Genomic DNA, 24,848 nt, shown 5'->3' with positions numbered 1-24,848 from the left:
GGAAAATGTAACGGGGCTAAGCGTAGTACCGAAGCTGTGGATTGACACCGTTGGTGTCAGTGGTAGGGGAGCGTTCCTGCAGCAGTGAAGTCAGACCGGAAGGACTGGTGGAGCGGCAGGAAGTGAGAATGCCGGTGTAAGTAGCGAAAAGAAAGGTGAGAATCCTTTCCGCCGAAAGCCTAAGGGTTCCTGAGGAAGGCTCGTCCTCTCAGGGTTAGTCGGGACCTAAGCCGAGGCTGAAAAGCGTAGGCGATGGACAACAGGTTGAAATTCCTGTACTACCTCCACTCCGTTTGAGCAACGGGGGGACGCAGGAGGGTAGGGTGAGCAGACTGCTGGTTATGTCTGTCCAAGCAGTGAGGCGTGTGTATAGGCAAATCCGTACACTCTAACGCCAGGCTGTGATGGCGAGCGAATTTTAGTAGCGAAGTCCCTGATCTCACACTGCCAAGAAAAGCCTCTAGCGAGGAGTGAGGTACCCGTACCGCAAACCGACACAGGTAGGCGAGGAGAGAATCCTAAGGCGCGCGAGAAAACTCTTGCTAAGGAACTCGGCAAAATGACCCCGTAACTTCGGGAGAAGGGGTGCCCCGGTAGCGTGTCAAAGCGCGAGGGGGCCGCAGTGAAAAGGCCCAAGCGACTGTTTAGCAAAAACACAGGTCTCTGCGAAGCCGCAAGGCGAAGTATAGGGGCTGACGCCTGCCCGGTGCTGGAAGGTTAAGGGGAAAGGTTAGCCGCAAGGCGAAGCTTTGAACCGAAGCCCCAGTAAACGGCGGCCGTAACTATAACGGTCCTAAGGTAGCGAAATTCCTTGTCGGGTAAGTTCCGACCCGCACGAAAGGCGTAACGACTTGGGCACTGTCTCGGCAAGAGACTCGGTGAAATCATACTACCTGTGAAGATGCAGGTTACCCGCGACAAGACGGAAAGACCCCATGGAGCTTTACTGCAGCCTGATATTGAATGCTGGTATTGTTTGTACAGGATAGGTGGGAGCCGTTGAAGCCGGACCGTCAGGTTCGGGGGAGGCGTCCTTGGGATACCACCCTGACAATGCTGGCCTTCTCACTTGCATCCCTTACCGGGATGAAGGACCGTGTCAGGCGGGCAGTTTGACTGGGGCGGTCGCCTCCTAAAAGGTAACGGAGGCGCCCAAAGGTTCCCTCAGAATGGTTGGAAATCATTCGCAGAGTGTAAAGGCACAAGGGAGCTTGACTGCGAGACCTACAAGTCGAGCAGGGACGAAAGTCGGGCTTAGTGATCCGGTGGTTCCGCATGGAAGGGCCATCGCTCAACGGATAAAAGCTACCCTGGGGATAACAGGCTTATCTCCCCCAAGAGTCCACATCGACGGGGAGGTTTGGCACCTCGATGTCGGCTCATCGCATCCTGGAGCTGAAGTAGGTTCCAAGGGTTGGGCTGTTCGCCCATTAAAGCGGTACGCGAGCTGGGTTCAGAACGTCGTGAGACAGTTCGGTCCCTATCTGTCGTGGGCGCAGGAAATTTGAGAGGAGCTGTCCTTAGTACGAGAGGACCGGGATGGACGCACCGCTGGTGCACCAGTTGTTCCGCCAGGAGCACAGCTGGGTAGCTATGTGCGGACGGGATAAGCGCTGAAAGCATCTAAGCGTGAAGCCCCCCTCAAGATGAGATTTCCCACAGCATAAGCTGGTAAGACCCCTTATAGATGATGAGGTAGATAGGTTCGAGGTGGAAGTGCAGCAATGTGCGGAGCTGACGAATACTAATCGGTCGAGGGCTTAACCAATACACAGAGGAGCATCGGCTAAAATCGCAACGTCCTGTTGCAACGCCGATGTTCGCACATCCATGTGCATTACGTTTCGTTTCGATTCAGTTTTGAAGGTGCTACAACACTTTCATATGGCACTATTCCGCAGTAGCTCAGTCGGTAGAGCAATCGGCTGTTAACCGATCGGTCGCTGGTTCGAGTCCGGCCTGCGGAGCCATGGCCCGTTGGAGAAGCGGCTTAACTCACATGCCTTTCACGCATGCATTCAGGGGTTCGAATCCCCTACGGGTCACCATTTTATGCCGGTGTAGCTCAACTGGTAGAGCACCTGACTTGTAATCAGGGGGTTGAGGGTTCAAGTCCTTTCGCCGGCATTTCTTTTTCTAAGCTTATATCATGGAGCCGTGGTGAAGTTGGAGTTCACGCTGGACTGTCACTCCGGAGGTCGCGGGTTCGAGTCCCGTCGGCTCCGCCATTAATTCAATGAAGTAATTTCATGTATGTATGCGGGTGTAGTTCAATGGTAGAACATCAGCCTTCCAAGCTGAATACGTGGGTTCGATTCCCATCACCCGCTCCATAGTGTTTATATGTGCCCGTAGCTCAATCGGATAGAGTGTCTGACTACGAATCAGAAGGTTGGGAGTTCGAGTCTCTCCGGGCACGCCATTTATATAGTTTGGCGGCGTAGCTCAGCTGGCTAGAGCGTACGGTTCATACCCGTAAGGTCGGGGGTTCGATCCCCTCTGCCGCTATTTTCTTCTTTGCATATCTTGAATATTTTAGTTTTGTAAGGTAAAGTAAATGCATACTATATAGTAATTACAGGGGCATAGTTTAACGGTAGAACAGAGGTCTCCAAAACCTCCAGTGTGGGTTCGATTCCTACTGCCCCTGCCATTTTTTAGTTTTGCGGAGGGATACCGAAGTGGTCATAACGGGGCGGTCTTGAAAACCGTTAGGGTGCAAGCCCACGCGGGTTCGAATCCTGCTCCCTCCGCCATTTATTAGCCAGGGCCCTTAGCTCAGCTGGTAGAGCGGTCGGCTCATAACCGATTGGTCGCAGGTTCGAGTCCTGCAGGGCCCATAACTTACCTTGTAATAGGCAACGCCATTTTCCAGGAAATATATTTTTGGAATATGGCGTTTTTATTTTTGAGAAAGAACTCACCACTAAACGTTGTCGATATCAAGAAAAGCTGTCCCACTAGCTCATGGGACAGCTTTGTTTTTATTACATATTCAATGTAAAGGTAAGCAAAAGATCATTACCGGTATCATCTGTAATACTATAGGAAGCATCTAAAAATGTCTCAAAGAAAGAGGCTGGTACATATATACTGCCGTTTTTCTCAGAGGCGGCAGCGGGCATAGAAGCGGAAGTACCGTCTTCTCTAAGAACCTGCTTGCTTCCTGCTTTTATTTTATAAGTATGCCCTCCTTTCTTGATAATGACAAGTTGAGATACCGGATCAAAGTTTACTTCTGCATTCACTGTTTCTGCTGTATAGCGAAGCGGAAGATACAGCTGTTTACCCTCATAGTAGTAATGATTATAAGAATCTACGGAAGAAAGAGGAGCTACGTATAGTACCTTTGTTTCACTAATGGCGTCTTTCAGTATCGCATGTAGAAAACCTTGTGGATGAAAGGCGCTGAGCAGCTTGTGATTTTCTTTTAAATTTTCAGCATCGACTGTTTCTGTTTTGGCAGGATAGACGATAGATGTGGCCTTTCCAAAATTCCACATGTAATCATCAATCTCTACACTTAATTGAATGGCTTCTGGCAGTGCTCCATCTTTGTCTTTAAACACAAAATCAAGCTTACTAGTGGAACGAACAGGAAGATTATTAGCATCTACAAAATAGTCGAATGTGAAAGAAAATGATTGCAGACCTTGTTCACGGGCCATTTCCGCAACTTTTTTCGGTGGATATTGCTTTTCCATTTTCTTGATTTCTCCAAGTGCTTCGGCGAAATTTTGCGCTAAAATATCTTCGGAGATTTCATTTGTAGAAGCAAGGCTTGGATCAAGTTTACTCATTTCTTGCACAATATTCATCAGGAACGTACGCACTTTTGGATCATCTGCGGCGTCTTTCGCGATGCTATAAAATAAGGCAGTCATTTCTTCTATATTCAACGTAACAGTAATATGAGAAGCCGTCGTAGACTGTCCATTTGGCAGTGTGACCGACACACTTCCTTTGTTCTGAATGTGAGGCAAGTTATAGCTATGCTTCTCACTGTATTCTTGAATAAAAGCAACTGTCATCTCATTCACACGCTTTTGAAGCTGGGCAAACACTTCCGGATTGATTTCAGACGTTTTAGGTGCAAGAGAGGCAAACAGGTACTTAGAATCAAGTGGAGTTTTAACATAAGCGGCCTCTGGAGAAAGTAGAACGGTAAGCGATGCATTTTGGTCGCCTGTCCATAATTTCTCCTTACGAAGAAGGCTGTCATGATTTAACGTCATGGTCATACTCGCATGTTGGCGGTCATACTGAGAGCCTTTGAGCGTAATCCCTTCGCGCATCGTTTTAAGAATTTCTCCTGCATCCTGAAGTTCTTTATCGGTTGGATTCATCATATGGGCAAGCTGTAGCATATTGTCTGCATCCTTGCTTGTCACCCGAATGGTGCTTTGAAAATCATAGTTTGGTTGGGAAGCCGCTTTCACAAAAGAGTTGCGCAGGGTGAGAGCATCCCCGGAACAGCCAGAGAGTAGAGTAAGGATAAGTACTAAAAAAGCCAGTCCCCATTGTTTGCCGTGTCTCATCTTTCTCCTCCATTTAAGGTAATTTTTTCTTTTATTCTCTCATCATAATAGATTATGAAAATTTTTACAACAAAAAGAGCGATCTCAATCGTCAGGGTACAACGTTTGAGATCGCTCAAAGGGAGGAGCAGGGAAATGAGTTAGCTGTACTGTGGACGGAGCTGGGAACGCTTGTTTACATGCTTATCCGCTCCAAGCGCTGCAATTGCGCCGTCAGCGGCGGACAGAACCGCCTGTTTGATCGGGGTGCGGCGTGCATCACCACCTGCAAATATACCGGCTACGCTTGTTTGTAGAGATTCGTCTACATCAATATAGCCTTCTGAATCGCGTTTGACGGCACCTTTTAGAAAGTCGGTACCTGGTTTCATGCCTGCGAGATACAGGAAGACACCATCGACGTCCCACGTTTCTAGCTCTTTCTGATCGTTCTGAATGATCGCTTTTTCAACATTGTTTTCACCGACAATTTCTTTGACACGGTATTTTTTATAAACTTTCACGTTATCTTTAGATTCAAGAGTCGACAGATCAACATCACCTTTCAGGATGCCTGTCGGAATTAGGAGTCGTACTTCCTTACAGAATTTGGACAGGGTTTCTGCTTCATGCACAGCTTCTTCATTGTCACCGGCAACGATAACAGTACGCTCCTGGAAGAAAGCGGCGTCGCATGTTGAGCAGTAGCTTACACCACGGCCTGTAAATTCTTCTTCGCCTTTGATTTTGCTTGATGGCGCTTTGGCACCAACAGCGATGAATACACTTTTCGCTTTAATTGTTCCTTCTGGAACTTCGAGCTTTTTGATTTCCGGATCAGAGAAATCAACAGACAGGACATTGGTACGAACGAATATCGCCCCAAAATCATGTGCTTGCTCTTGCATGCGTTGGAGCAGTTCAAGGCCGGTCAGTTCTTCTTTAACGCCCGGATAGTTGGCGATTTTATGTGTAATCGCAAGTGTACCGGCTGATGGTGCTTTGTCGATCACGAGTGTTTTCAGGCGACCACGTGCTGCGTATACCGCTGCTGATGCACCTGCTGGTCCACCACCGATCGTGACAAGATCGTATACGTCATCCAGAATACTCGCATCAACAGATTTGAAAATCCCTTCTTCTTGACTGTCTGACGGAGCGGCAGACACTTCATTCTCGCTTGTAGCAACACCAGAGACCGGACCTTCGTAGTCATCAGGAAGCTCCAGAAGCTTACGCATTTTCGGTTCCTGGAAGCCGAGCACGAGCTTGCCATTGATGTAAGTAGCAGGTGTACCAAAAATTTTCTTTTGCTGTAGCTGGTCGAAGTACTCCTTGTTCTCTGATACATTACGTTCTTCATAAGAGATTCCCCACGCGGTTAGTTGTTCTTTTACCTTTTTGCAGTATGGGCAACCGTGGCTTGTGTATACAATTACATTGGATTCCATTGTTATCTCCTCCTGGTTATAGCGTATTCGTTCTATTATTTACATGAATTCTAAAAAGATGAATAGTACAGTCAGTAGTTGTTTCTATTTGGTATTAATTTAAAATCATTATTAATAACTTGTGATTTCATTATATGCAGGCAGTATAAAGTTGTCAACCTTCTCATTCACAAAAAAAACGAGCGCTGAATCGCACTCGTAAAAATAACAGCTAAAATTTGTCTTCTTCAGCTACACCGGAGGGAGCACAGGAAGCAGTAGCGGCTGCAAGATCCGGGTCGGTGATTAGAAGAGTAAGTGGATAGAAGGGAAATGGGTTCTCCTCATAGTTGTGCAATCTCTCCACATATTGTGCCGCTTCAGCAAATAATTGGCGGTCATCAATGCCGAGTTTCCCATGCCATGGAGTACTGGCTTTGGCTAAAGCGGCTTCGAAAAGCAGAATCGCGCCCTCTACATTGTTATTGCGAAAGTGATGCAGCGCAACGGCAACCTGTAGTAGCGCCTGCAGCAACTTGTTGCGGCCTTCTTGCATCCAGTATTCTTCCATTACTTCGTGGCACTCATAATAATCTTTTTCCACATTAAAATAGTATACATATTCAACATACAAGCGATCGTACATAGTAGGCTCCTTAGCTGAAATAACAGCGGTCAATGACAGACAAATAATCAAGCCGGGGGCGATAGCTTTCCTGGATGCGGTGACCGTTTTTAGCGATGTACGCATACGGAATGGATTTACGTCCATCGGCCTGGTGTGCGTCATCCCAGAAACGGATGACGTGGGAAGCATCGAGTACATATGTCTCAGCTTGCATGGTGAAGCGTATGATGGCAAAGGCGATCCCATCTTGTTTATGTACAAGACGCATGTGATTAATTTGGTGCTCATGAAAATTTTTCAGTGGCAGCGACGTCTGGTTGCGCGTTTCTTTTGCTTCAAAATCGATATAACGACCCCGGTATACACCGTTGTAATCCGTTGTGGAAGGCTGGCGGAAATACGCTTCCCGGATGACCGCAGCTGAACGGGATGGGTAGTCTACTTTCACAATTTGGAGAGGGGTCGGTTTTTTATGCACAGCAGCAATCTCTTGTGCTACATAGTATTGATTACTTTCATTAACTTCTTCCTCAAGTGTCATTCCCCGATTGGCGGCTCCTTGCTGCTTTGCCTGCATCATAGCGAGGAACTCATTCGCTTTCATACGCTCTGGCACATAGGAGGATGCGGGGGTATCTGGCATTTGTTTGCCATTTGGATAGCGGATCTTTCTCACGATTGTTCACCTCTTCCTCTTCGTCATGTATCTTATCAGAAGCGGAACGTTTTAGATACAAGTATAATACAAAGAAGGGTCTGTATTACAAGGAGGAAATGAAATGGATGACTTGTTAGAACTTATTAAAACACGTCGTACGATTGGAAAGGTCGTGGATGAATTGGTACCCCGTGAACACATCATACAAATCCTTGAGGCGGGACACTGGGCACCGAGCCATCATAATACACAGCCGTGGAAATTTTTCGTCATGACGGGAGAAGGACGTAATCGTCTTGGCGAAGCATACGCACGCATTTCTATTGAGGAAAAGGGAGCCGAAGGAGCAGAAGCAGCTGAATTGAGAGAAAAAGGCACCAAGAAGGCTCACCGTGCACCGCTTGTCATTGCTGTTGCTTGCGTACCAACAGAAGGAGAGCATGTGATGCGCAGGGAAGAGGTAGCAGCTACAACGGCCTGCGTACAAAATATGTTGCTGGCTGCGCATGCGCTTGGGTATGGTGCGATCTGGCGTACGGGTGCGCCGTGTTATGACGTGCGGATGAAAGAGGCATTCGGGCTTGGAGACCATGATGAAATGGTGGCGCTTCTGTACATTGGGCGTCCGCAGGTGGAGCGAACCAGTGTCCGTATGCGCCTGGAAACGAAAATAGAATGGCTCACCTCATAAAAAAGGAAAAAAGCGGACATGAATCATCTGTCCGCTTTTTCTATTAGAAAACTTTCTTTTGCGCTCGATCTTCTTTTAGAATCTCGACTGCTTCCCGGAAGCGTAGCGAGTGAATAATTTCTCGTTCACGGAGGAACGTAAGCGAGTCTTTTAAGTCTATATCATCTGTCATGTCAATGAGCCATTGATAGGTCGCCCGCGCTTTTTCCTCGGCGGCAATATCTTCGTACAGGTCAGCGATCGGATCGCCTTTAGCCGCGATATACGAGACGGTAAAGGGAACACCTGAAGCATTCGTATAAAACAGTGCTTTGTCATGGTTTGCATAATGCTCGCCCAGACCGGCTGCCTTCAGCTGATCCGGGGTCGCGTCTTTGGTTAGCTTATATACCATGGTCGCAATCATTTCCAGGTGGGCGAGTTCTTCGGTGCCGATATCGTTCAGAAGTCCGATGATTTTGGGTGGAACCGTATAACGCTGGTTTAGATAGCGGAGTGCGGCAGCGAGTTCACCGTCTGCGCCGCCATACTGTTCAACTAAAAACTTGGCCATACATGGGTCGCATTTGCTGACACGAACCGGGTGTTGTAGTTTTTTCTGATATACCCACACAACAGACCGCCTCCTTCGAATGAATGGTTATACTTGCCATGGCCATGGTTGATCTTTCCACATGAATGGAGTGGGTGACAGGCTATACCCGAAGCTTGTAAGAGGTCCGAATAGACATTCAAATTGGTTTTTCAGATGCATACTTTTCTGGACGTATTCATTGTATTGAGCAATAGCTGCCTGATCGTTTGGATGCGTGTTAAGGTAGAGATTCAATTCTACGATAATAAAATCAGTTTCCTGAAGCTCGTGAAGCAGCTCATAGTATTTCTTTTCATTTTCTTTCATTGTTTAGTCGGCCTCCTCCCGTTTACCAGACTTATACGGGCTTTCATACGGTGCAAAAAGAGACGGCCATAATGTACCATGGCGAAAAGCTTCAGCCGGAGGAAATTGGGGTAGTCCCGGTGGTTGAAATGTCATGTACAGTTGAGGCGGTGTTTCATATGTTCGGACTTTCATAGGAGGACAAGGGTTATGCGGGCTGGTATATACGGTATACGTCTTACGAAACGTATGCACGTCATCCATCTCCTTTCGTCTATTCAATCATTCCTATATGTACAGAATAAATGCATGTCTTAGTACTTTTTTTTGTGAGGTAGGCTAGTCGCTGTTTTTCGGCAATTTTCGCGTACTTCCTTGCTGTATAAGCTAGATTTCTGTCGATTTGCTTGCTTGAATTTTTATATCAGTATGGTATAAATGAAAAGGCAGAAGAAACGAACGTGAAGTAGTAGCTGTGTACATATTTAAAGGAGGAATTGGAACATGGAATATGCAATTATTGCCTTGCTTCTTGTAAGCATTGGCCTTCTCGTCTATTCGTTCTATAAAGAAAAGGATCAGGTATCGCAGTTGGAAGTGAAAATGGAAAACTTGTCGATTCAAATCTTGCAAGAAATTCACCAAGTGCAAAAAAGTATGAAACCACAGGCAGGCCGTAAAGCAAATGAAACACGCCGCCCTAAAGAAGGACTGAAGGAGCAAAAAGAAGGTGCGTAAGATCGCCATTTCCAAAAATACAATCCGGGGATTCGCAGCGGGTGTGCTTGTTGCTACGGGCGTATTGTCGCTTACTTATTACGGTACGGCATCGAATGCACCAGAGGCAAAAGCAGACAGTACGAGTGAACAGACAGCGTCTGCGCCAACGGCTATTAAGAAAATTGATATGCCAGAAACACAGGCGGGAACGTCTGCACCAATGGCGAAGCCAACATATAATATGACGCTGGTCATCGGTAAAGGCATGAGCCCGGAAGATGCAGCGGCTAAGCTTGAGGAAAACAAAATCATTGAGAATAAGAAGTATTTGGTGAAATATTTAAATGACATGAGCTGGATGGGCTCTGTACGATCCGGCTCGTATGAAGTAAACAGTGACATGACGATTAAAGAAATTGCTGCCCTGCTGGCGCATAAAAATAAAAAATAAGGAGGAAGCAGGCTAAAAGCCCGCTCCTCCTTATTTTTTTGTTACTCTCGTTTTAGCGTGTAGGAGATCTCAAAAATCCGGTTCCATGGCAGGGTTGCTTTCTCTACACGGAAACGGATCGGAGCCTGCTGTATCCCTGTCTGTGTTCGAGTTACATAAGAGAGAGAGGAGAGAAGATGATTCGCTTCGGCCTGTATCGGTGAGGTAGCGATTGCTTCTTCCTCAGGTTCAAGCTTGTGAGCTTGATCATAACGGTGCACATACTGCGGGCGCTTCACTGCATTGTAGTAGTAATCTTCTGCATAGCGCAGGGCCATCCACTCTTCATGGGCTGCATTCCAGACGGGTTCTCCCCGGATCATTTCCATATGAGCCAGCAGAAGTCCGATTGTATTCCCGCCGGTATTCCAGGATGCATAGCTTTCAAACTGTCCAGATAGCTTCTGTCTTGTGTATGCTTCCATAAAGTCGGTATCCGGGAACTCCGGGTAAGACACATCAGCCAGCCCCCGAATGGTGCCTGCATTTTGGCGCGACCAGTCAGCTACAGTCTCGAGTTCTTCTTCACCGGAATGAATGTATACACTGAGACGCTGCTCGGGATGGCGCGGATGACTCGGTTGAATAAAAGCGATTTTGGATGCGATCATTTCTGCCAGCGGTACACCATCATATGTGAGCGCTTTATCTCTGGCGGCATGATGTGAATAGGTGAGTGTATAGTGCGATGGTGTGCCGTCCAGTTCGTTTTTGTAGCGGGCTAGCAGAAGCGAGGTTAATTCATCTGCGCCATTCATAATATATACATTGGAAAGCTTTTCGCGCCGACAGTATTCTCGAATACACAGTTCATTTACCTTTGGCAAACTTAGTGTGCTCGTATCATCGGTGCCGATGAGAACTCCATCCACAATGCCATCACGCGCCCAGTCTGCGATCGTATAGAGTCCTTGTAGGTTCTCCTGAAACAGGCGGGTATAGCCAAGCAAGTGCTTGGGTGGAGTCTCCTGCTGTATCTTGCGCAGGAAATACATATGATAGCGACGATTTTCCGGTTTTTCTGACTGTATATACTGCGCGTATCGACGACCGAATTGTGTCAGCTCAAATGTATAGGCTTCCGCAGGAGAACCGGCTGCCGGTTTTTCCCGTGGAATAACGCCGATCAAATAGATGGACTTATTTCGGTACGGAAGCAGTATAGTCTTGAGTTCAGCCAGGCGTTTTGCCTGTTCGGTGTACGTTGCTGTATACCGTCCGTGCAGAAGCCCACCGTTCACCCAGCCGGGAATCGCGATAAAAACAGCATCTGCAGACCCTATTTGTTCTTGAAGGAACTGCTTTAGCTTGCTGTAATCCGCAGGTTTCTCCCACTGGTCCAGGCCGGTCGTAGGCAAGATTACTTCTGCTTGGCCAATGCGCCCGAGCAGTGTGACATAGCTTGTATTCACCGGACGGCTGTCGAGCGGAATGAGGACAATTTTTTTATGATGCAGGGCTGATTCTTTTTCTTGCGTCTGTCCTATGGCTGCATGCGGAAAAGCACTCAGCATGGTAATAAAAAGTAAAATCCACCTCAAATATCTCACAGCACCCCTCCATTTCTACAGAAATCCATTATATATGATCTATATTTATCATTATATAAAAGGATTCGTATATGTGAAACCTTATGCTAGGTCCGGTATGTGTTCCTCTGAAAGCCTAGCCAATCGTGTATGTTCATGATCCATCTAGGGTATAGATGAGCCTTTTTTAAAGTGAAGAGGCGGCCTTTGGCTCTTTGATGAGGACACTTTTACCGTTTTTGAAAATAAACTATTGACAAATTATCAAATTGGAATTACGATATCCCTGTATTAAATAAGTCCTCGTTAGGTGAGGCTCCTATACAAACATAGGCCACTGCCCAGAAATATCGAAAGATGCCCATGGGTAGAACAGGAATTGTCGGATTAAGGCTTTTCTTAAGGTGGCTAAGAGATCGTTTGTTTTCTCTTTACGTTGTATAGTGCCAAAACTCGACTAGGGGGAGCCGGAATGTTTTTTCGTATGCATTCATTCAGCCCTCTAGTATATCTAGAGGGTTTTTTATTTGTGAAAAGGAGGGAAACACCCACATGGAAGACGGCCATAGTAGGAGGAAAAACAAAAATTTATCGCAATATCCTGTAACGAGGAAGAGTCATGTTCCCTACGCTGTTACGCGTTTTTCATGCTTTAATTCCCGTCCATTCTCATCGGTTGAGTGGGTGTATTTAAGTGTGTTTATTTGACGTGCAAGCGTGTGGAACATAAAGTTACAAAACCTGACCCTCTCCTAGTACAGAGAGGGTCTTTTTGTGTCCATTTTTCGCACGAAGGAGTGAGCCAAGCGTGAACAACCAAGCAGTAAACCATGAGATTGTAGATCGTCTGATCGAAGCTGCTTCATGTCCATCGGAGTACGTACTAGAGAACCTATCGACTTCATCTAAAGGATTATCGGAATCAGAAGCAAAAAGAAGATTAGAACATGTTGGACGAAATCAGATTGCTCATGAAAGACCACCTGCCTGGTACATCCAGCTTCTTTCTTGCTTTCGTAATCCTTTTATTCTAATTTTGCTCGGTCTAGCTGTATTCTCATTTTTTACTGATGACACAGAAGCGGTCATCATCAGCAGCACAATGGTTTCCATTAGCGTACTCATCAGCTTTACGCAAGAGTATCGTTCCATGCAAACTGCCGAAAAGCTGAAAGCAATGGTCAAAACAACATCGTCGGTCATCCGCCAATCTACCGCTAAAGAGATTGACATGGAACAATTAGTACCGGGAGATATCATCCATTTATCAGCAGGGGACTTAGTTCCAGCGGATGTACGCTTGATTACGTCCAAAGACCTTTTCGTCAGTGAATCTGCCCTGACAGGAGAAGCACTGCCCGTAGAAAAACAGGATGTGCTACCATCGGGAGACAAAAAATCGGCAGCTAATGCATTAGAACTGGCAAATATCTGCTACATGGGAACGAACGTGATCAGCGGTTCAGCCACGGCAGTTGTCATTGCGACCGGAGCGTCCACTTATTTTGGTTCAATGGCCAAAACACTGATCGGCAAGCGCCCATTGACAAGTTTTGATAAAGGTGTAAACAGTGTCACCTTTGTTCTCATTCGCTTCATGATGATTATGGTCCCAATTATTTTCTTCATCAATGGCTTTACGAAAGGCGATTGGTGGGAAGCTTTGTTCTTCGGTCTATCTGTTGCAGTTGGCTTAACGCCAGAAATGCTACCGGTAATTGTGACCGCCAATTTAGCCAAAGGCGCCGTTACGATGGCAAATAACAAAGTAGTCGTAAAAAAACTCAATGCGATTCAAAACTTTGGCGCAATGGACATTTTATGTACAGATAAAACCGGAACGCTGACACAGGATAAAATCATTCTCGAAAAACATCTTGATATTCATGGAAATGAAGATGAGGACGTTTTAGAATACGCCTATTTGAACAGCTATCACCAAACTGGATTAAAAAATCTGCTCGACGTCGCCGTGTTGGAGCATGCTGAGTTAACGGATGTGTTGGGCGTAGAGAAAAACTACACAAAAATTGATGAAATTCCATTTGATTTTAATCGCCGTCGAATGTCAGTTGTTCTAGAGAAGAAGGGGAACGGACACCTTCTCATTTGTAAAGGGGCAATGGAAGAAATCTTGAGTATTTGTACGCATGTATCTGATAATGGGAACATCGTGCCTGTTACCCCGCAATTAACACAGGAGATCCAAACCATTGTCCATGATTTAAATACCGATGGGTTACGTGTCGTCGCCGTGGCGATTAAGAACACCGATCCGAAAGATGAACCGTACAGCATAAAAGACGAAAGTGATATGATTCTGGCCGGATACATCGGGTTCCTAGATCCGCCGAAGGATAGTGCTGCCGCAGCGATTAAAACACTAGAGGAAAATGGTGTAGCTGTTAAAGTGCTGACAGGTGATAATGAAGCCGTAACCCGTAAGGTTTGTAAAGAGGTTGGCTTAACGACAGGTAAAATTGTACTCGGAAGCGAGATCGATAACCTTTCTGACGAACAAGTAGCGGATTTAGCGGAAAAAACGACTGTATTTGCTAAATTGAATCCATTGCAAAAATCTCGTATTGTGCGAGCGCTCCAAAGCAAGGGACATACGGTCGGTTTTATGGGAGACGGAATTAATGATGCCGCGTCTCTCCGCGATGCGGATATTGGCATTTCCGTCGATACCGCGGTGGATATCGCCAAAGAATCAGCAGATATTATTTTGTTAGAAAAAAGCTTGCTGGTGTTAGAGCAAGGCGTGATCGAAGGGCGCAGAACATTCGGAAATATCATAAAATATATTAAAATGACTGCAAGTTCTAACTTCGGTAACGTGTTCAGCGTATTGGGATCGAGTGCGTTTTTACCATTCCTGCCGATGCTGCCGATTCATCTGCTCATTCAAAATCTGTTTTATGATATTTCACAGCTGTCGATTCCGTGGGACAACATGGATCGGGAGTTTTTGAAGAAACCAAGAAAATGGGATGCAAAGTCCGTTGGTAGATTCATGATTTTTATCGGACCCATCAGTTCCATTTTCGATTATGCGACATACTTTTTGATGTATTTCGTATTTGCCGCTCAAACGACAGCTGAGCAGTCTTTATTCCAATCCGGCTGGTTTATCGAAGGGCTATTGTCACAAACATTAATTGTGCATATGATTCGTACCGAGAAAATCCCGTTTATCCAAAGTCGAGCAAGCTTACCGGTACTTCTGCTTACCAGTGTCATAATGATGGCCGGCATTTACATTCCATTCTCGGTGTTTGGTGCAAGCATTGGATTACAACCACTGCCGCTCGACTACTTCCCGTGGTTAGCCGCCATTCTACTCGGCTATTGTGTTCTGACACAAGTAATCAAAAAATGGTATATTCGTAAGTTTAACGAATGGTTATAAAATACTAGAAACAGGTGATACAGATGACATGGGAAATGATTCTAAAATTATGTCTTGCCTTATTGTTTGGATTATGTATTGGCATTGACCGACAAATTAAGCAAAAACCGCTCGGCTTAAAGCCAAGTATGGTCATCTGTATCGCCAGTTGTTTAATCACAATTATTTCCATAGAGGCATTTTCAAAATTTGCAGGTCCCACCCACCCAAATATGGACCCGATGAGACTCGCTGCCCAAATTATCAGCGGGGTCGGATTCATAGGGGGAGGTGTGATTTTACGGAGAAAAAACGATGTCATTTCCGGCTTAACGTCCGCTTCCTTAATATGGGCCTCATCCGGTCTTGGCATCGCAGTTGGAGCAGGTTTTTACGTTGAAGCGATTTGTGCTGTGACTCTGCTTATAATCGCAGTCAATGTCGTACCGTCTTTAATCAAATTCATCGGTCCAAACAAGCTTAGTAGACGAGATGTACACGTAAAAATTGTGGTAGAGCCAAACTATCGGATGACTGAATTAATCAAAACAATCGAGCGTAAAAATCACGTAGAAGATAGCAAGCAAGAGGACCATAAAATCCGTCATATGAGGCTGAAAGATGTAGAAAATGGTTGCCAACTCATCGAACTGATCATCTCAGCACCTGAAAACCAATATACAACAGAAATTTACTATTACATTAAAAAGATTGACTATGTGCTTACTGTCGAAGTAGAGCACTTATAAAGATAGTCGTCATTATACAATCCCCTTTTTAGAGGAACTACGAAAAAGGAGGGACATATCCTATGATGAAATTACGTGAGTATAAATTTCGTGAAGAATATACGTACTATATGTTACAAGCCTTAAAAGGACAGCAAAAGGAGCTTTTTCGCCAGGATTTTTTGGAGCTTCATCCAACCGATCAAATGGAGTTTTTTATCGAATTAGATGAAACAAAGCGGAAAACCATCTATCGATTCTTAACTCCAACAGAGTTCGGAGAAATTTTCAAAGAGCTTGAACCTGCGAAACAAAACCAATGTTTCGTAGAGCTAGATAAGCTTTACACATTGGAAATGATCGATCACATGTCTTCGGATGATGCAGCTGATTTTTTAGGCTTGCTATCGCCTAAGCAAGTTGATTTCTTTCTCAATCGACTAGAAAAAGAAACTGCCGAAGATATTAAACAGCTTTTATCGTATCAGGTAGAGTCAGCCGGATCATTAATGACGACTGAGTTTGTCAGTATTTCCGTTTCGGATCGGGTGTCTGATGTTTTCGATTATTTGCGGCGCGAAGGAGAAGAGCCGGAAACAATCTACTACCTTTATGTTACCGATGAACAACAGCAGTTGGTTGGTGTTGTATCCCTTCGCGATCTGATTGTAGCGAAAGGTGACCAACAAGTACAAAACATTATGAGTTCCCATGTTATTACCGTTTCGGTCGATACGAATAAACAAGAAGTTGCTCGAATCGTTAAAAAATACGGTTTGTTGGCGGTTCCCGTTGTCGTGGCAGGGGAACAACTTGTTGGTATTATAACGTTTGATGATATTCTTTCATACCTGTAATATAAACGATTTATTCGGAGGAAGACATGAAAACACGAGGCCGACCTGATTTCCTAATCCTTTTTCTTACTCTTCTCCTTGTAGGATTTGGAATGGTTATGATTTACAGCGCAAGTTCTATTGCTTCTCTTACTAAGTTCGGCACTGCCACTTATTTTATGAAAAAGCAGCTCACATGGGGAATTATCGGCTTACTGTGTATGCTCGTTATGATGAATATCCCCTATACTTTCTATAAGAAACACTTTGTAAAAATTGCTTTAGGTGTTTTCATTTTGCTCGTTGTCGTCCTGATTCCAGGCATTGGTATGGTGCAAAACGGGGCCCGTAGATGGATTAATATTGGCTTCGGGTCTCTCCAACCAACTGAATTTGCTAATCTCGCCATAATTATTTACTTGTCTGCCCTCATTACAAAAAAAGGGGAAACCATCCAGGATATAAAAAAGGGGCTTTTTCCTGTTATTGCGGTCACGGGGGCTTTTTGCGGGATGATCATGCTTCAGCCTGACTTCGGTTCAGCCTCGATTTTGATGATAACAGCCCTGGCCGTTATTGTAGCAGGTGGAGCAAATCTTAGGCATCTACTTCTAGCCGGGATTCCGATTTCAATAATAGGCGTTCTGTTTGTCGTTCTCTCCCCATATCGCTGGAGTCGAATACAGAATATGGGGAATCCGTGGGCAGATGAAATGGACGGTTTAGGACACGGATATCAGCTTGCTCACTCCTATTTTGCTCTCGCACATGGAGGTTTTACCGGAGCTGGATTCGGCAAAAGTATTGAAAAGTACCTGTACTTGCCTGAAGCTCATACCGATTTTATTTTTGCGATTATGGGAGAAGAGCTTGGATTTATCGGAGTCTTTGTTTTTCTGCTCATCTACATCTTCTTTTTGTGGCGAATTTTATTGATTACGATACAAGTTCAGGACCCTTTTGCTATGCTGATGGGTGTGGGAGTCGTCAGCCTGATTACCATAAAAGCATTTATCAATATGGGGGCTGTCACAGGATTACTTCCGATTACCGGTGTACCGCTACCATTTATTAGCTATGGCGGTTCTTCATTATTGATAAACATGATGAGCATTGGTATCATATTAAGCATTTCGCGCGAGAAGCATAAGCGAGATATCCAAAATATAGTGAATATAGAGAAGAACCGAGTGTCTAAAAAGTAAAGGTTGTGTATCAATGAGCAATGAACAATTGAGATCGACTTTGAAAAAATGTAGAAAACTTGACTTTATTATTTTATCTCTTATGCTGGCTTTTTTGTGTATTAGTACGTTTGCTATTTATAGCGCAACGAAAGACACGTCTTATGCTGGCTTACACATACATAATTTAGGTATGTTTTTTGTGTTTTCTATTATAATGATAGTCCTCTCTCTAACTGACTATCGGATGTACGTTCATCATTTATCGTATCCGTTGTATGGGATCGGCTTGCTTTTTTTAGTTTTAGTTTTGCTGTTTGGAGACTCCATTAACGGATCACAAAGATGGTTAGGCTTTGGAGCTATGAAATTTCAACCTTCAGAACTCCTGAAAATATTCCTCATCCTCATTCTTGCCAAAGTGTTGGCAAAGAAAAATGGCGCAAATTTAGAATTGTTTCGCGATGTTGGAGTGATTGGGATTATTACGTTTATTCCTTTTTTACTAGTATTAAAGCAGCCCGATCTAGGCACATCTCTCGTATTCCTTTGCATTAGTGCCGGTATGCTTTGGGTAGGAAATGTGCGGCTCACACATGTTATCCTGGCGGGTTCCACCTTTATCGGCTCACTTGCAGCAATTACGAGTTTATACTTTGTTAATTTTAATTTTTTCTCAAAAATTGTGAAAGAGCACCAACTTCACCGTATTCAAACCTTCTTAGATCCGGCGAGTGATCCTGATCGGGGCTGGCATGTTCTTAATTCCAAAACGGCGATCGGTTCGGGCGAACTGTTTGGCAAAGGATTTACAGAAGGAAAGTATGTTCAAGGTGGCTTTATTCCCTATGCATATTCCGATTCTATTTATGTTGTGATTGGCGAAGAATTTGGGTTCCTCGGTTCGGTTGTGCTCCTCTTTCTTTATTTTCTACTGATTTATCGCATGGTCAATATTGCCCTACATTGCACCGAATTGTCTGGCGTATACATTATTGCTGGTGTTATTTCTATGCTCGTTTTACAGATTTTCGAAAACATTGCCATGCATATCGGGATGATGCCTCTAACTGGCATTTCTTTGCCTTTTATCAGTTATGGCGGGAGTTCACTTTTAATTAATATGATAGCTCTCGGTCTTGTCTTAAGTGTACAAATACACCAGTTTGAATTTAATTTTCTTGATAAATAATTATTAGAAGGATTTGGCACAATGGTACAGAATATGCTGGACGGCTTTATCACAATATATAAAAGGATTCGCAAGCAATGAATCCCATATCAAGCGTACCAGGAGGGGACTTGAATGACACAACGTTTACAGGATATTATGACCACAAATGTTGCGACTGTTCAACCACATCAATCAATTGCGGAAGCTGCAAAGATTATGGAGGACTACAATGTAGGTGCTGTGCCGGTTGTGGAGAATGGACAGTGTGTCGGGATGATTACCGACCGCGACATTACAGTACGTGCGGTAGCTGGACACATGGACAGTAATACAAGAGTCAACAGTATCATGACTAAAAACATTTTGACCGCGTCTGCAAATACAAGCGTTCATGAAGCAGCTGATATGATGGCGCGCCACCAGATTCGTCGTTTGCCTGTTATGGACAACAATCAAGTAGCAGGTATTGTCGCACTCGGCGACCTGGCTGTCCAGAATATTTATGAGAATGAAGCGGGCGACGCACTGGCTAACATCTCTGAATCGTCTCCAGGCCAAGGCTAATCGGTGCCACATAATGAACAAGCGAACAGCTGTGTTGTCTGCACTGCTTATTCTGTCACTTGCAGGCGGAGTAGTCGGCTGCGGCAAGCAAGACGGGAATACGCAAAAAACGCAGAGCTATCGTAGCAATGAGTATCACATGAACGGATCGCAAAATTATGCACCGCGCTCGAATGCGATCCGGGAAGACGAGCAGCGAATTGCAAAACGGATCGCCCAGCAGGCTGCTAACGTGGATGGAGTGACCCGGGCGACAGCTGTGGTTCATGGTGAGGACGTACTCGTTGGCGTAGAAGGGGCAAAAGCATCCAATGTGAAGATGCTGGAGCGAAGCGTACATGAAGCGCTGCGCCGGACGGAACCGGGCTACCGTATTCATGTGACAGCCGATCATACGCTATCGACTCGTATCCGGATGATAAGTCAAGATATAAACGGAAGCGTCGGTAACAAGATGCGGACAGCTGGGAGCGATATTGCAAGTCTCATTCGGGATATTGGCAATTCCGTTACGGCACCATTCCGGTAAATACGAACAGGAGAAGAGCGGGGTATGTACTCGCTCTTTTCTTATGGAGAAAAAAGGATAATGAGGGGAAACGCTTCTCGTTCCTGCATATGACATGGTATAGTAAAGAATAGTGTGTCAGAAACAAGGAACGAGTTAACTGGAGGATTACCATATATGTCTACCCATGAACCACGCAAAACATTTGCGATTATCTCGCACCCGGATGCCGGGAAAACAACATTGACGGAGAAACTGCTGTATTTTGGAGGAGCCATTCATACGGCGGGGATGGTAAAAAGCCGCAAATCGAAAGCAGCCACATCCGACTGGATGGAAATTGAAAAGCAGCGGGGCATCTCCGTTACATCCAGTGTGATGCAGTTTAACTATAATGGTTATGCTATCAACATTCTTGATACGCCGGGTCACCAGGATTTTAGTGAAGATACGTATCGTACGCTCACGGCAGCAGATAGTGCGGTCATGCTTATTGACGCCGCTAAAGGGATTGAGCCACAAACGATCAAACTGTTTGAAGTATGTCGGATGCGCGGCATTCCGATTTTTACATTTATCAACAAAATGGATCGTGATGCCAGGGACCCACTGGCTTTGCTTGAAGACCTGGAGGAAGTGCTCGGCATTCGTTCCTGTCCGATGAACTGGCCAATTGGCTCCGGGGTTGACTTCCAGGGTGTATATGACCGGGAGAAGCAGCAGGTGGAAGTGTTCCGCAAGGGGGAAGCAGAACATAGCCGCAGCTTTATGCCTGTATTCAGTGAAGATGCGGATGAAGCGGCAGTACGGGCCCGCATCGGAGATACGCTGTATGAGAAGCTAGAAGAAGACGCGGAGCTGCTTGATATCGCAGGGGATCCGTTTGATCAGGAAAAAATCAACAGTGGGAAGCTTACACCTGTATTTTTTGGAAGTGCGTTGACAAACTTCGGGGTGCAATCATTCCTTGAATATTTCTTGCGTTTAGCACCGGGTCCGGCACCGCGTATGAGTGACAAAGGCCAAGTGGTACCGGAATCATCGAAGTTATCTGGTTTTATTTTCAAAATCCAGGCTAATATGAATCCGGCACACCGGGACCGGATTGCGTTCCTGCGCATTGTATCCGGCACGTTCACGCGCGGTATGTCTGTGCAGCATGTGCGTACGGGTAAGAAGATCAAGCTATCCCAGCCACAGCAGTTTTTAGCACAGGACCGCAATATTATTGAGGACGCGTATGCGGGCGACATTATCGGTTTATTCGATCCGGGCATATTCGGCATTGGGGATACGCTTGTAGAAGGAAATCAGGCCTATAGTTTTGCGGGTGTTCCGCACTTCTCACCAGAGATTTTTGCTCGGGTGCGTGCTAAAGACGCGATGAAATACAAGCAATTCCATAAAGGGATGCAGCAGTTGAGTGAAGAGGGGGCTGTCCAGTATTTCACAACAGCTGCACCGGGTGCCGAGAATATGATTCTTGGCGTTGTCGGACAGCTGCAGCTTGAAGTGTTTGAATACCGGATGCGTGCAGAGTATGGGGTCGAAGTCGAAATTCAGCCGCTTGGCTATTCGCTTGCTCGCTGGGTGAAGGGCGATAAGAAAGAGCATGAGCTGAATTTGATCCAGTATGGTGGAAGTCTGACCGTAAAAGATCGGGCCGGACGACTTGTGGTACTGTTGGAGAATGAATTTGCTGAGCGCTGGGCGCAAGAGAAAAACCCGGATGTGGAATTCGTCAGCACATCGTATGAATAAATCTACAAATATTTGCGGATGAACGGTTTGATGCTGTCGATGCCGATGGCGAATCCAAGCCCATGGTTGTCCTTGATGATAAAGGCGTTCATGCCGATGGCCTCTCCGTTCATGTTAATTAGTGGGCCGCCGCTGTTACCTGGATTAATGGCGGCGTCTGTCTGAATAATGTCTTCATACTTACGCCCGGCAATCTGGACGGGACGATTTTTGGCGCTCAGGATGCCGGTGGTTACGGTGTTTTCAAGCCCAAGCGGATTTCCGATGGAAATGACGAGCTCCCCGACCTGAACCTCTTTGGATGAACCAAGTGGCAGTACGGGAAGAGTACCGCGTGCCATGATCCGAATGAGAGCAAGATCGCGTTCCTGATCTTTCCAGATTACTTCGGCGAGTCGTGAGTCGCCATTTGCTAGCTTGACGTGAATCGTGCGGGCATTGTGAATGACATGCTCGCTGGTGAGAATGTAGCCTTTGGGATGAATGATGAACCCGGTGCCGAAGCTACGGCGCACCTCTTTGCCCGGAGCTGACGAGTTCGGGAAGAGAAACTGATGCAGGATCTCTGACATTTTCCGATTCACCGTATAATCTTCAGTTGTAATCGAGATGATAGCAGGTGTTGCCTTTTCGACAATCGGAACGAAATAATTGGCAGGGTGTAGATAGGAAGGCTGGCGCTCCGTGCGCGTAATCGGGGTTACTTTTCGTTTCAATCTGCTTCCTCCTTCCTGAAGTAGGAATAAACACGTAGGGTCGTGTGCAATGGCCCTTTACCAGTGTATGTGCCGAAAGGGACATTGTGAAATGAAAGATAATTTGCAGAATTCGTATAAAGCCCTTTTTTTTGGTCCATGCTAGGCAAAGAAGAAAGAAATGGATCAGGAGGGCTTTACTATGAATGATATGCCGCTTGGTATCTCGACAGGCCAGATTTTTAAGCCGTTTGCCTGGAAGGCGAATTTTGATATGGAGTTCTTATCAGAATGCATGTATTGCGATTCAGACAATCGGCTGGTTGGATATACGGTGGAAGACGAAGGTGGAAGTGCAATGCGGGTAGCCATTTGTCCCGTATGCCAGAAAGTAAACGCCCGATATTAGCAGGTTTAAACTCCTTTTTTCCCGAATAGGATGATAGTGCGAATTTGACACAGTGTCCGGCGGGAGGTGGGGAACAAGTATGGAGAAAGCCTGTGGCCACTGCGGCCATTTAATGCATGTACATTTGCGTAAAATTGTGTATATGAACCATACGGAGATTGAGCATGTTCCGGTTTATCGATGTTCGTGCTGTGAGCATCATGAGCTTGTGGAACAGGTGAAGGAAGAGTTGAAGAAGTTTCTGCTTCAAGTACCCAGGGAGCAGGGGCCGATATCATTTGCAGATTATTCTCCATTCACACGAATGATGCTTCGTGCCTGTTGCCGTACGACAACCCTTCAAGCAGATGACTGGCTCGATATGTATCTGCTTGTGAGCACGTTGCATGATTCGGTATGGCTTGGAGAAATTGAGCAGGCACTTCGTGAGCTACAAATGTAAGGTGAAGAACCGCCCAGTCCAGGGCGGTTCTTTTAGTTTGTTTCTACCGGATGGGCCTCCATCCACTTTTCTTTTTGCGTAATGAGGTATGTAATCGTATTACTTGGCTTCCCGGTAATGCGTGTAAGCAGCGCTTGTGATTCCAGGAGGTCATCTCGTGTCAGCTTATAGTAATCTTCCCCGGAGAAATAAGGAGTTAGAGCTGGGGTTAATGCATAGTAAAAGTTTGAATCCGGACGAATCCAGCGTACCTTTGTTACATCAAGTGCGGATAAAAGAGTGAAAGCGGCTTCTTTTTTGACGTTGTCTCCATCAGCCAAATATGCTTCAAGCAAATAGTTCATATTGGCTGTGAGATGATTCAATGACGTATGAGAAGCTTTGATCGTAGTAGATCCGATATAGTCTGGAATAAAGCTGATAGTTCGTCCTGCGATCTGCCGCTTATACCGATCGACATACGGAATGATATAGGCATCAAAACGGCGTAGAGATTGTGCGATTACAGGATCATGGAACATTTGTTGATAGCGTAACAGGAAGGTAGTATTGTCCGCGTTGCGCCGATTATCCATATACATATAATCAATGCCATACTCATGATACAGCCACTGAGAACGTGGATAGGTTGGCCAGAAGCCATCCGCATTCTGGGAAGCTGCCGCACAGTAGGCCAGATGGGTCGCTATGTCCATAAACAGCGTTCCTTTTCTCCGGTCATCTGCATATTTGACAGCCCGCAGACCCTCGCCATTGGCAGGGTTGCGATAGTAGCTTGTTGGACTGGCAGGTTCATAATTGTTTGGGATGATGGAGTAGGAACCATCCATGTGTAGTTTCTGCTGGTTTGCAAACTCAATTTCAAGTGATGTCTCCAAAGCGTCCTCATCCTCCCAATTTAGCAGACGTCCACTGGAGAAAGTCCCCCATGTCGTGGCGAATGTTTGAGCATCTGCTGGGAGAGAGATGTGATAGGTCTGGTTGGCACTTGATCTTGTTTCAACCGTGGTTTCTCTACCTGGTTGCTCTTCGATCACAGTATGCGTCAAAGGGCGGTACACTTCTGCGCTGCCGATTCGATAGGAAAGACGGGGTCCGTCTACATACACGGTGCTTTGAATGGAAGCGGGAAGGCTGTGCCCGACAAGCCAGGAAGCGGGCTTGCCCGGAACAAACGTGTGTATGCTCTCAATGGCGGATTCATGAGCGACTACAGATAAAGTTACCGTGCCAGCATCAGCCGCCTGATAGTGCCGAGCGAAATACAACACATCGCCATTGGCGAGTTTGATCGTTGTCAGGCGGAACAAACGGGAATTCTGGCGATAATCATGATAGGTATAAACAGCATTTTTGTATGTTTTACTTGTGATAACAGGGGTTACATGTTCCACCCAGCCACTCAAATTGAAGTGATAATCTGGAAGCGGATTTCCGGTTACATCGTAAGACAAACGATATGCGTCTGTTCGCGTAATGAAAAACAGGATCGCTCCGAACATAGCCAGAAGCAGGAGCAACCAACACATGATTTTCCATTTTTTTCTCATGATTCCTCCTTATGCGTACAAGTGCGATGCATGAGAAGACCCATCCGTTTATGACGGATGGGT

General features: G+C 45.7%; 23 protein-coding genes, 10 tRNA genes, 1 rRNA gene and 1 riboswitch (1 of these 35 only partly in view). Of the genes, 24 read left to right on the top strand and 10 right to left on the bottom strand.

The window, feature by feature from the left end:
• The 11 genes from CB4_RS17540 to CB4_RS17490 all read left to right on the top strand — a co-directional run.
• A 23S ribosomal RNA gene (locus CB4_RS17540) occupies positions 1 to 1,768 on the top strand; it begins 1,171 nt to the left of the window's first position.
• Between the two features lie 126 nt (positions 1,769 to 1,894).
• Positions 1,895 to 1,970: transfer RNA gene (locus CB4_RS17535), tRNA-Asn, on the top strand.
• Between the two features lies 1 nt (position 1,971).
• Positions 1,972 to 2,048, top strand: a tRNA-Glu gene (locus CB4_RS17530).
• A gap of 6 nt (positions 2,049 to 2,054) precedes the next feature.
• Positions 2,055 to 2,127, top strand: a tRNA-Thr gene (locus CB4_RS17525).
• Positions 2,128 to 2,151: 24 nt separating this feature from the next.
• Positions 2,152 to 2,228 (top strand) — tRNA-Asp (locus CB4_RS17520).
• A gap of 31 nt (positions 2,229 to 2,259) precedes the next feature.
• Positions 2,260 to 2,333 (top strand) — tRNA-Gly (locus CB4_RS17515).
• 12 nt (positions 2,334 to 2,345) lie between these two features.
• Positions 2,346 to 2,422 (top strand) — tRNA-Arg (locus CB4_RS17510).
• A 12-nt stretch (positions 2,423 to 2,434) separates the two neighbouring features.
• Positions 2,435 to 2,508: transfer RNA gene (locus CB4_RS17505), tRNA-Met, on the top strand.
• A gap of 71 nt (positions 2,509 to 2,579) precedes the next feature.
• A tRNA-Trp gene (locus CB4_RS17500) sits at positions 2,580 to 2,653 on the top strand.
• Between the two features lie 14 nt (positions 2,654 to 2,667).
• A tRNA-Ser gene (locus tag CB4_RS17495) sits at positions 2,668 to 2,756 on the top strand.
• 11 nt (positions 2,757 to 2,767) lie between these two features.
• Positions 2,768 to 2,840: transfer RNA gene (locus CB4_RS17490), tRNA-Ile, on the top strand.
• A gap of 147 nt (positions 2,841 to 2,987) precedes the next feature.
• On the opposite strand, the gene CB4_RS17485 is transcribed toward CB4_RS17490, so the two are convergent.
• From CB4_RS17485 to recU, 4 genes are all read right to left on the bottom strand, one after another.
• Entirely contained in the window at positions 2,988 to 4,538 is a 1,551-nt protein-coding gene (locus CB4_RS17485) for a copper amine oxidase N-terminal domain-containing protein (protein ID WP_096467036.1), read from the bottom strand.
• 140 nt (positions 4,539 to 4,678) lie between these two features.
• A complete protein-coding gene (locus tag CB4_RS17480; protein WP_096467035.1) occupies positions 4,679 to 5,968 on the bottom strand; it encodes an FAD-dependent oxidoreductase in 1,290 nt (429 codons plus the stop codon).
• Between the two features lie 211 nt (positions 5,969 to 6,179).
• Positions 6,180 to 6,593, bottom strand: coding sequence for a DUF309 domain-containing protein (locus CB4_RS17475; protein ID WP_096467034.1), 414 nt, complete (start codon positions 6,591 to 6,593; stop codon positions 6,180 to 6,182).
• Between the two features lie 10 nt (positions 6,594 to 6,603).
• A complete protein-coding gene (gene recU / locus CB4_RS17470) occupies positions 6,604 to 7,218 on the bottom strand; it encodes a Holliday junction resolvase RecU (RefSeq protein ID WP_096467797.1) in 615 nt (204 codons plus the stop codon).
• Positions 7,219 to 7,354: 136 nt separating this feature from the next.
• Between recU and CB4_RS17465 the strand changes: the two genes are divergently transcribed.
• Positions 7,355 to 7,924 carry a nitroreductase family protein gene (locus tag CB4_RS17465; protein ID WP_096467033.1) on the top strand — a complete coding sequence of 190 codons (570 nt, stop codon included), beginning with the start codon at positions 7,355 to 7,357 and terminating at the stop codon, positions 7,922 to 7,924.
• A gap of 43 nt (positions 7,925 to 7,967) precedes the next feature.
• On the opposite strand, the gene CB4_RS17460 is transcribed toward CB4_RS17465, so the two are convergent.
• The 3 genes from CB4_RS17460 to CB4_RS17450 are packed head-to-tail and all read right to left on the bottom strand — an operon-like array spanning position 7,968 to position 9,068.
• On the bottom strand, positions 7,968 to 8,537 hold the full coding sequence (locus CB4_RS17460; protein ID WP_096467032.1) for a manganese catalase family protein: 570 nt from the start codon (positions 8,535 to 8,537) through the stop codon (positions 7,968 to 7,970).
• Between the two features lie 27 nt (positions 8,538 to 8,564).
• A complete protein-coding gene (locus tag CB4_RS17455) occupies positions 8,565 to 8,825 on the bottom strand; it encodes a spore coat protein CotJB (protein ID WP_096467031.1) in 261 nt (86 codons plus the stop codon).
• 3 nt (positions 8,826 to 8,828) lie between these two features.
• Positions 8,829 to 9,068 carry a spore coat associated protein CotJA gene (locus tag CB4_RS17450; protein ID WP_220033136.1) on the bottom strand — a complete coding sequence of 80 codons (240 nt, stop codon included), beginning with the start codon at positions 9,066 to 9,068 and terminating at the stop codon, positions 8,829 to 8,831.
• Between the two features lie 240 nt (positions 9,069 to 9,308).
• Between CB4_RS17450 and CB4_RS17445 the strand changes: the two genes are divergently transcribed.
• Positions 9,309 to 9,542, top strand: a complete 234-nt coding sequence (locus CB4_RS17445) for a hypothetical protein (RefSeq protein ID WP_096467029.1) — start codon at positions 9,309 to 9,311, stop codon at positions 9,540 to 9,542.
• Positions 9,535 to 9,975, top strand: coding sequence for a hypothetical protein (locus tag CB4_RS17440; protein WP_096467028.1), 441 nt, complete (start codon positions 9,535 to 9,537; stop codon positions 9,973 to 9,975). Before CB4_RS17445 ends, CB4_RS17440 begins: the two co-directional genes overlap by 8 nt.
• A gap of 41 nt (positions 9,976 to 10,016) precedes the next feature.
• Here CB4_RS17440 and CB4_RS17435 read toward each other — a convergent pair whose 3' ends face one another.
• Positions 10,017 to 11,564 carry a DUF4127 family protein gene (locus tag CB4_RS17435; protein ID WP_146226635.1) on the bottom strand — a complete coding sequence of 516 codons (1,548 nt, stop codon included), beginning with the start codon at positions 11,562 to 11,564 and terminating at the stop codon, positions 10,017 to 10,019.
• 274 nt (positions 11,565 to 11,838) lie between these two features.
• Positions 11,839 to 12,015, top strand: a riboswitch (M-box (ykoK) riboswitch).
• 336 nt (positions 12,016 to 12,351) lie between these two features.
• Between CB4_RS17435 and mgtA the strand changes: the two genes are divergently transcribed.
• The 8 genes from mgtA (at position 12,352) to CB4_RS17390 (ending at position 21,689) form a co-directional block, all read left to right on the top strand.
• Positions 12,352 to 14,955: a magnesium-translocating P-type ATPase gene (mgtA, locus tag CB4_RS17425; protein WP_096467026.1), complete on the top strand. Its 2,604-nt coding sequence runs from the start codon at positions 12,352 to 12,354 to the stop codon at positions 14,953 to 14,955.
• Positions 14,956 to 14,978: 23 nt separating this feature from the next.
• Positions 14,979 to 15,683, top strand: coding sequence for an MgtC/SapB family protein (locus CB4_RS17420; RefSeq protein ID WP_096467025.1), 705 nt, complete (start codon positions 14,979 to 14,981; stop codon positions 15,681 to 15,683).
• 62 nt (positions 15,684 to 15,745) lie between these two features.
• Positions 15,746 to 16,519: a magnesium transporter gene (locus CB4_RS17415; protein WP_096467024.1), complete on the top strand. Its 774-nt coding sequence runs from the start codon at positions 15,746 to 15,748 to the stop codon at positions 16,517 to 16,519.
• Positions 16,520 to 16,545: 26 nt separating this feature from the next.
• A complete protein-coding gene (ftsW, locus tag CB4_RS17410) occupies positions 16,546 to 17,703 on the top strand; it encodes a putative lipid II flippase FtsW (protein ID WP_096467023.1) in 1,158 nt (385 codons plus the stop codon).
• Positions 17,704 to 17,716: 13 nt separating this feature from the next.
• Positions 17,717 to 18,874: a rod shape-determining protein RodA gene (gene rodA, locus CB4_RS17405; protein WP_096467022.1), complete on the top strand. Its 1,158-nt coding sequence runs from the start codon at positions 17,717 to 17,719 to the stop codon at positions 18,872 to 18,874.
• 114 nt (positions 18,875 to 18,988) lie between these two features.
• Positions 18,989 to 19,420: a CBS domain-containing protein gene (locus tag CB4_RS17400; RefSeq protein WP_096467021.1), complete on the top strand. Its 432-nt coding sequence runs from the start codon at positions 18,989 to 18,991 to the stop codon at positions 19,418 to 19,420.
• A 13-nt stretch (positions 19,421 to 19,433) separates the two neighbouring features.
• Complete coding sequence (locus CB4_RS17395) at positions 19,434 to 19,949, top strand: YhcN/YlaJ family sporulation lipoprotein (protein ID WP_157738040.1); 516 nt, start codon at positions 19,434 to 19,436, stop codon at positions 19,947 to 19,949.
• Positions 19,950 to 20,105: 156 nt separating this feature from the next.
• Positions 20,106 to 21,689 carry a peptide chain release factor 3 gene (locus CB4_RS17390; protein ID WP_096467019.1) on the top strand — a complete coding sequence of 528 codons (1,584 nt, stop codon included), beginning with the start codon at positions 20,106 to 20,108 and terminating at the stop codon, positions 21,687 to 21,689.
• Between the two features lie 2 nt (positions 21,690 to 21,691).
• Here the strand turns inward: CB4_RS17390 and CB4_RS17385 are convergent, their stop codons facing one another.
• Entirely contained in the window at positions 21,692 to 22,405 is a 714-nt protein-coding gene (locus CB4_RS17385) for a S1C family serine protease (RefSeq protein WP_096467018.1), read from the bottom strand.
• A 181-nt stretch (positions 22,406 to 22,586) separates the two neighbouring features.
• Between CB4_RS17385 and CB4_RS17380 the strand changes: the two genes are divergently transcribed.
• Both CB4_RS17380 and CB4_RS17375 read left to right on the top strand, forming a co-directional pair.
• On the top strand, positions 22,587 to 22,793 hold the full coding sequence (locus CB4_RS17380; protein WP_231956059.1) for a hypothetical protein: 207 nt from the start codon (positions 22,587 to 22,589) through the stop codon (positions 22,791 to 22,793).
• Positions 22,794 to 22,872: 79 nt separating this feature from the next.
• On the top strand, positions 22,873 to 23,235 hold the full coding sequence (locus tag CB4_RS17375; RefSeq protein ID WP_096467016.1) for a hypothetical protein: 363 nt from the start codon (positions 22,873 to 22,875) through the stop codon (positions 23,233 to 23,235).
• A gap of 32 nt (positions 23,236 to 23,267) precedes the next feature.
• On the opposite strand, the gene CB4_RS17370 is transcribed toward CB4_RS17375, so the two are convergent.
• Positions 23,268 to 24,785, bottom strand: a complete 1,518-nt coding sequence (locus CB4_RS17370) for a hypothetical protein (RefSeq protein WP_096467015.1) — start codon at positions 24,783 to 24,785, stop codon at positions 23,268 to 23,270.
• Positions 24,786 to 24,848 lie beyond the last annotated feature (63 nt).

The organism is Aneurinibacillus soli (genome assembly GCF_002355375.1).
In the GTDB taxonomy this organism is placed as follows: Bacteria; Bacillota; Bacilli; order Aneurinibacillales; family Aneurinibacillaceae; genus Aneurinibacillus; species Aneurinibacillus soli.
The sequence above is the reverse complement of the archived record's forward strand: the minus strand, read 5'-3'. Positions and strand labels throughout refer to the sequence as shown.

What these genes read in the sequence shown, in the direction of transcription:
- CB4_RS17375 (WP_096467016.1), top strand. Translation starts at nt 22,873, where the DNA reads ATGGAGAAAGCCTGTGGCCACTGCGGCCATTTAATGCATGTACATTTG.
- CB4_RS17395 (WP_157738040.1), top strand. Translation starts at nt 19,434, where the DNA reads ATGAACAAGCGAACAGCTGTGTTGTCTGCACTGCTTATTCTGTCACTT.
- CB4_RS17415 (WP_096467024.1), top strand. Translation starts at nt 15,746, where the DNA reads ATGATGAAATTACGTGAGTATAAATTTCGTGAAGAATATACGTACTAT.
- CB4_RS17485 (WP_096467036.1), bottom strand. Translation starts at nt 4,538, where the DNA reads ATGAGACACGGCAAACAATGGGGACTGGCTTTTTTAGTACTTATCCTT.
- CB4_RS17370 (WP_096467015.1), bottom strand. Translation starts at nt 24,785, where the DNA reads ATGAGAAAAAAATGGAAAATCATGTGTTGGTTGCTCCTGCTTCTGGCT.
- CB4_RS17445 (WP_096467029.1), top strand. Translation starts at nt 9,309, where the DNA reads ATGGAATATGCAATTATTGCCTTGCTTCTTGTAAGCATTGGCCTTCTC.
- CB4_RS17465 (WP_096467033.1), top strand. Translation starts at nt 7,355, where the DNA reads ATGGATGACTTGTTAGAACTTATTAAAACACGTCGTACGATTGGAAAG.
- CB4_RS17455 (WP_096467031.1), bottom strand. Translation starts at nt 8,825, where the DNA reads ATGAAAGAAAATGAAAAGAAATACTATGAGCTGCTTCACGAGCTTCAG.
- recU (WP_096467797.1), bottom strand. Translation starts at nt 7,218, where the DNA reads ATGCCAGATACCCCCGCATCCTCCTATGTGCCAGAGCGTATGAAAGCG.
- CB4_RS17400 (WP_096467021.1), top strand. Translation starts at nt 18,989, where the DNA reads ATGACACAACGTTTACAGGATATTATGACCACAAATGTTGCGACTGTT.
- CB4_RS17420 (WP_096467025.1), top strand. Translation starts at nt 14,979, where the DNA reads ATGACATGGGAAATGATTCTAAAATTATGTCTTGCCTTATTGTTTGGA.
- CB4_RS17380 (WP_231956059.1), top strand. Translation starts at nt 22,587, where the DNA reads ATGAATGATATGCCGCTTGGTATCTCGACAGGCCAGATTTTTAAGCCG.
- CB4_RS17450 (WP_220033136.1), bottom strand. Translation starts at nt 9,068, where the DNA reads ATGGATGACGTGCATACGTTTCGTAAGACGTATACCGTATATACCAGC.
- CB4_RS17480 (WP_096467035.1), bottom strand. Translation starts at nt 5,968, where the DNA reads ATGGAATCCAATGTAATTGTATACACAAGCCACGGTTGCCCATACTGC.
- CB4_RS17475 (WP_096467034.1), bottom strand. Translation starts at nt 6,593, where the DNA reads ATGTACGATCGCTTGTATGTTGAATATGTATACTATTTTAATGTGGAA.
- CB4_RS17390 (WP_096467019.1), top strand. Translation starts at nt 20,106, where the DNA reads ATGTCTACCCATGAACCACGCAAAACATTTGCGATTATCTCGCACCCG.
- ftsW (WP_096467023.1), top strand. Translation starts at nt 16,546, where the DNA reads ATGAAAACACGAGGCCGACCTGATTTCCTAATCCTTTTTCTTACTCTT.
- rodA (WP_096467022.1), top strand. Translation starts at nt 17,717, where the DNA reads ATGAGCAATGAACAATTGAGATCGACTTTGAAAAAATGTAGAAAACTT.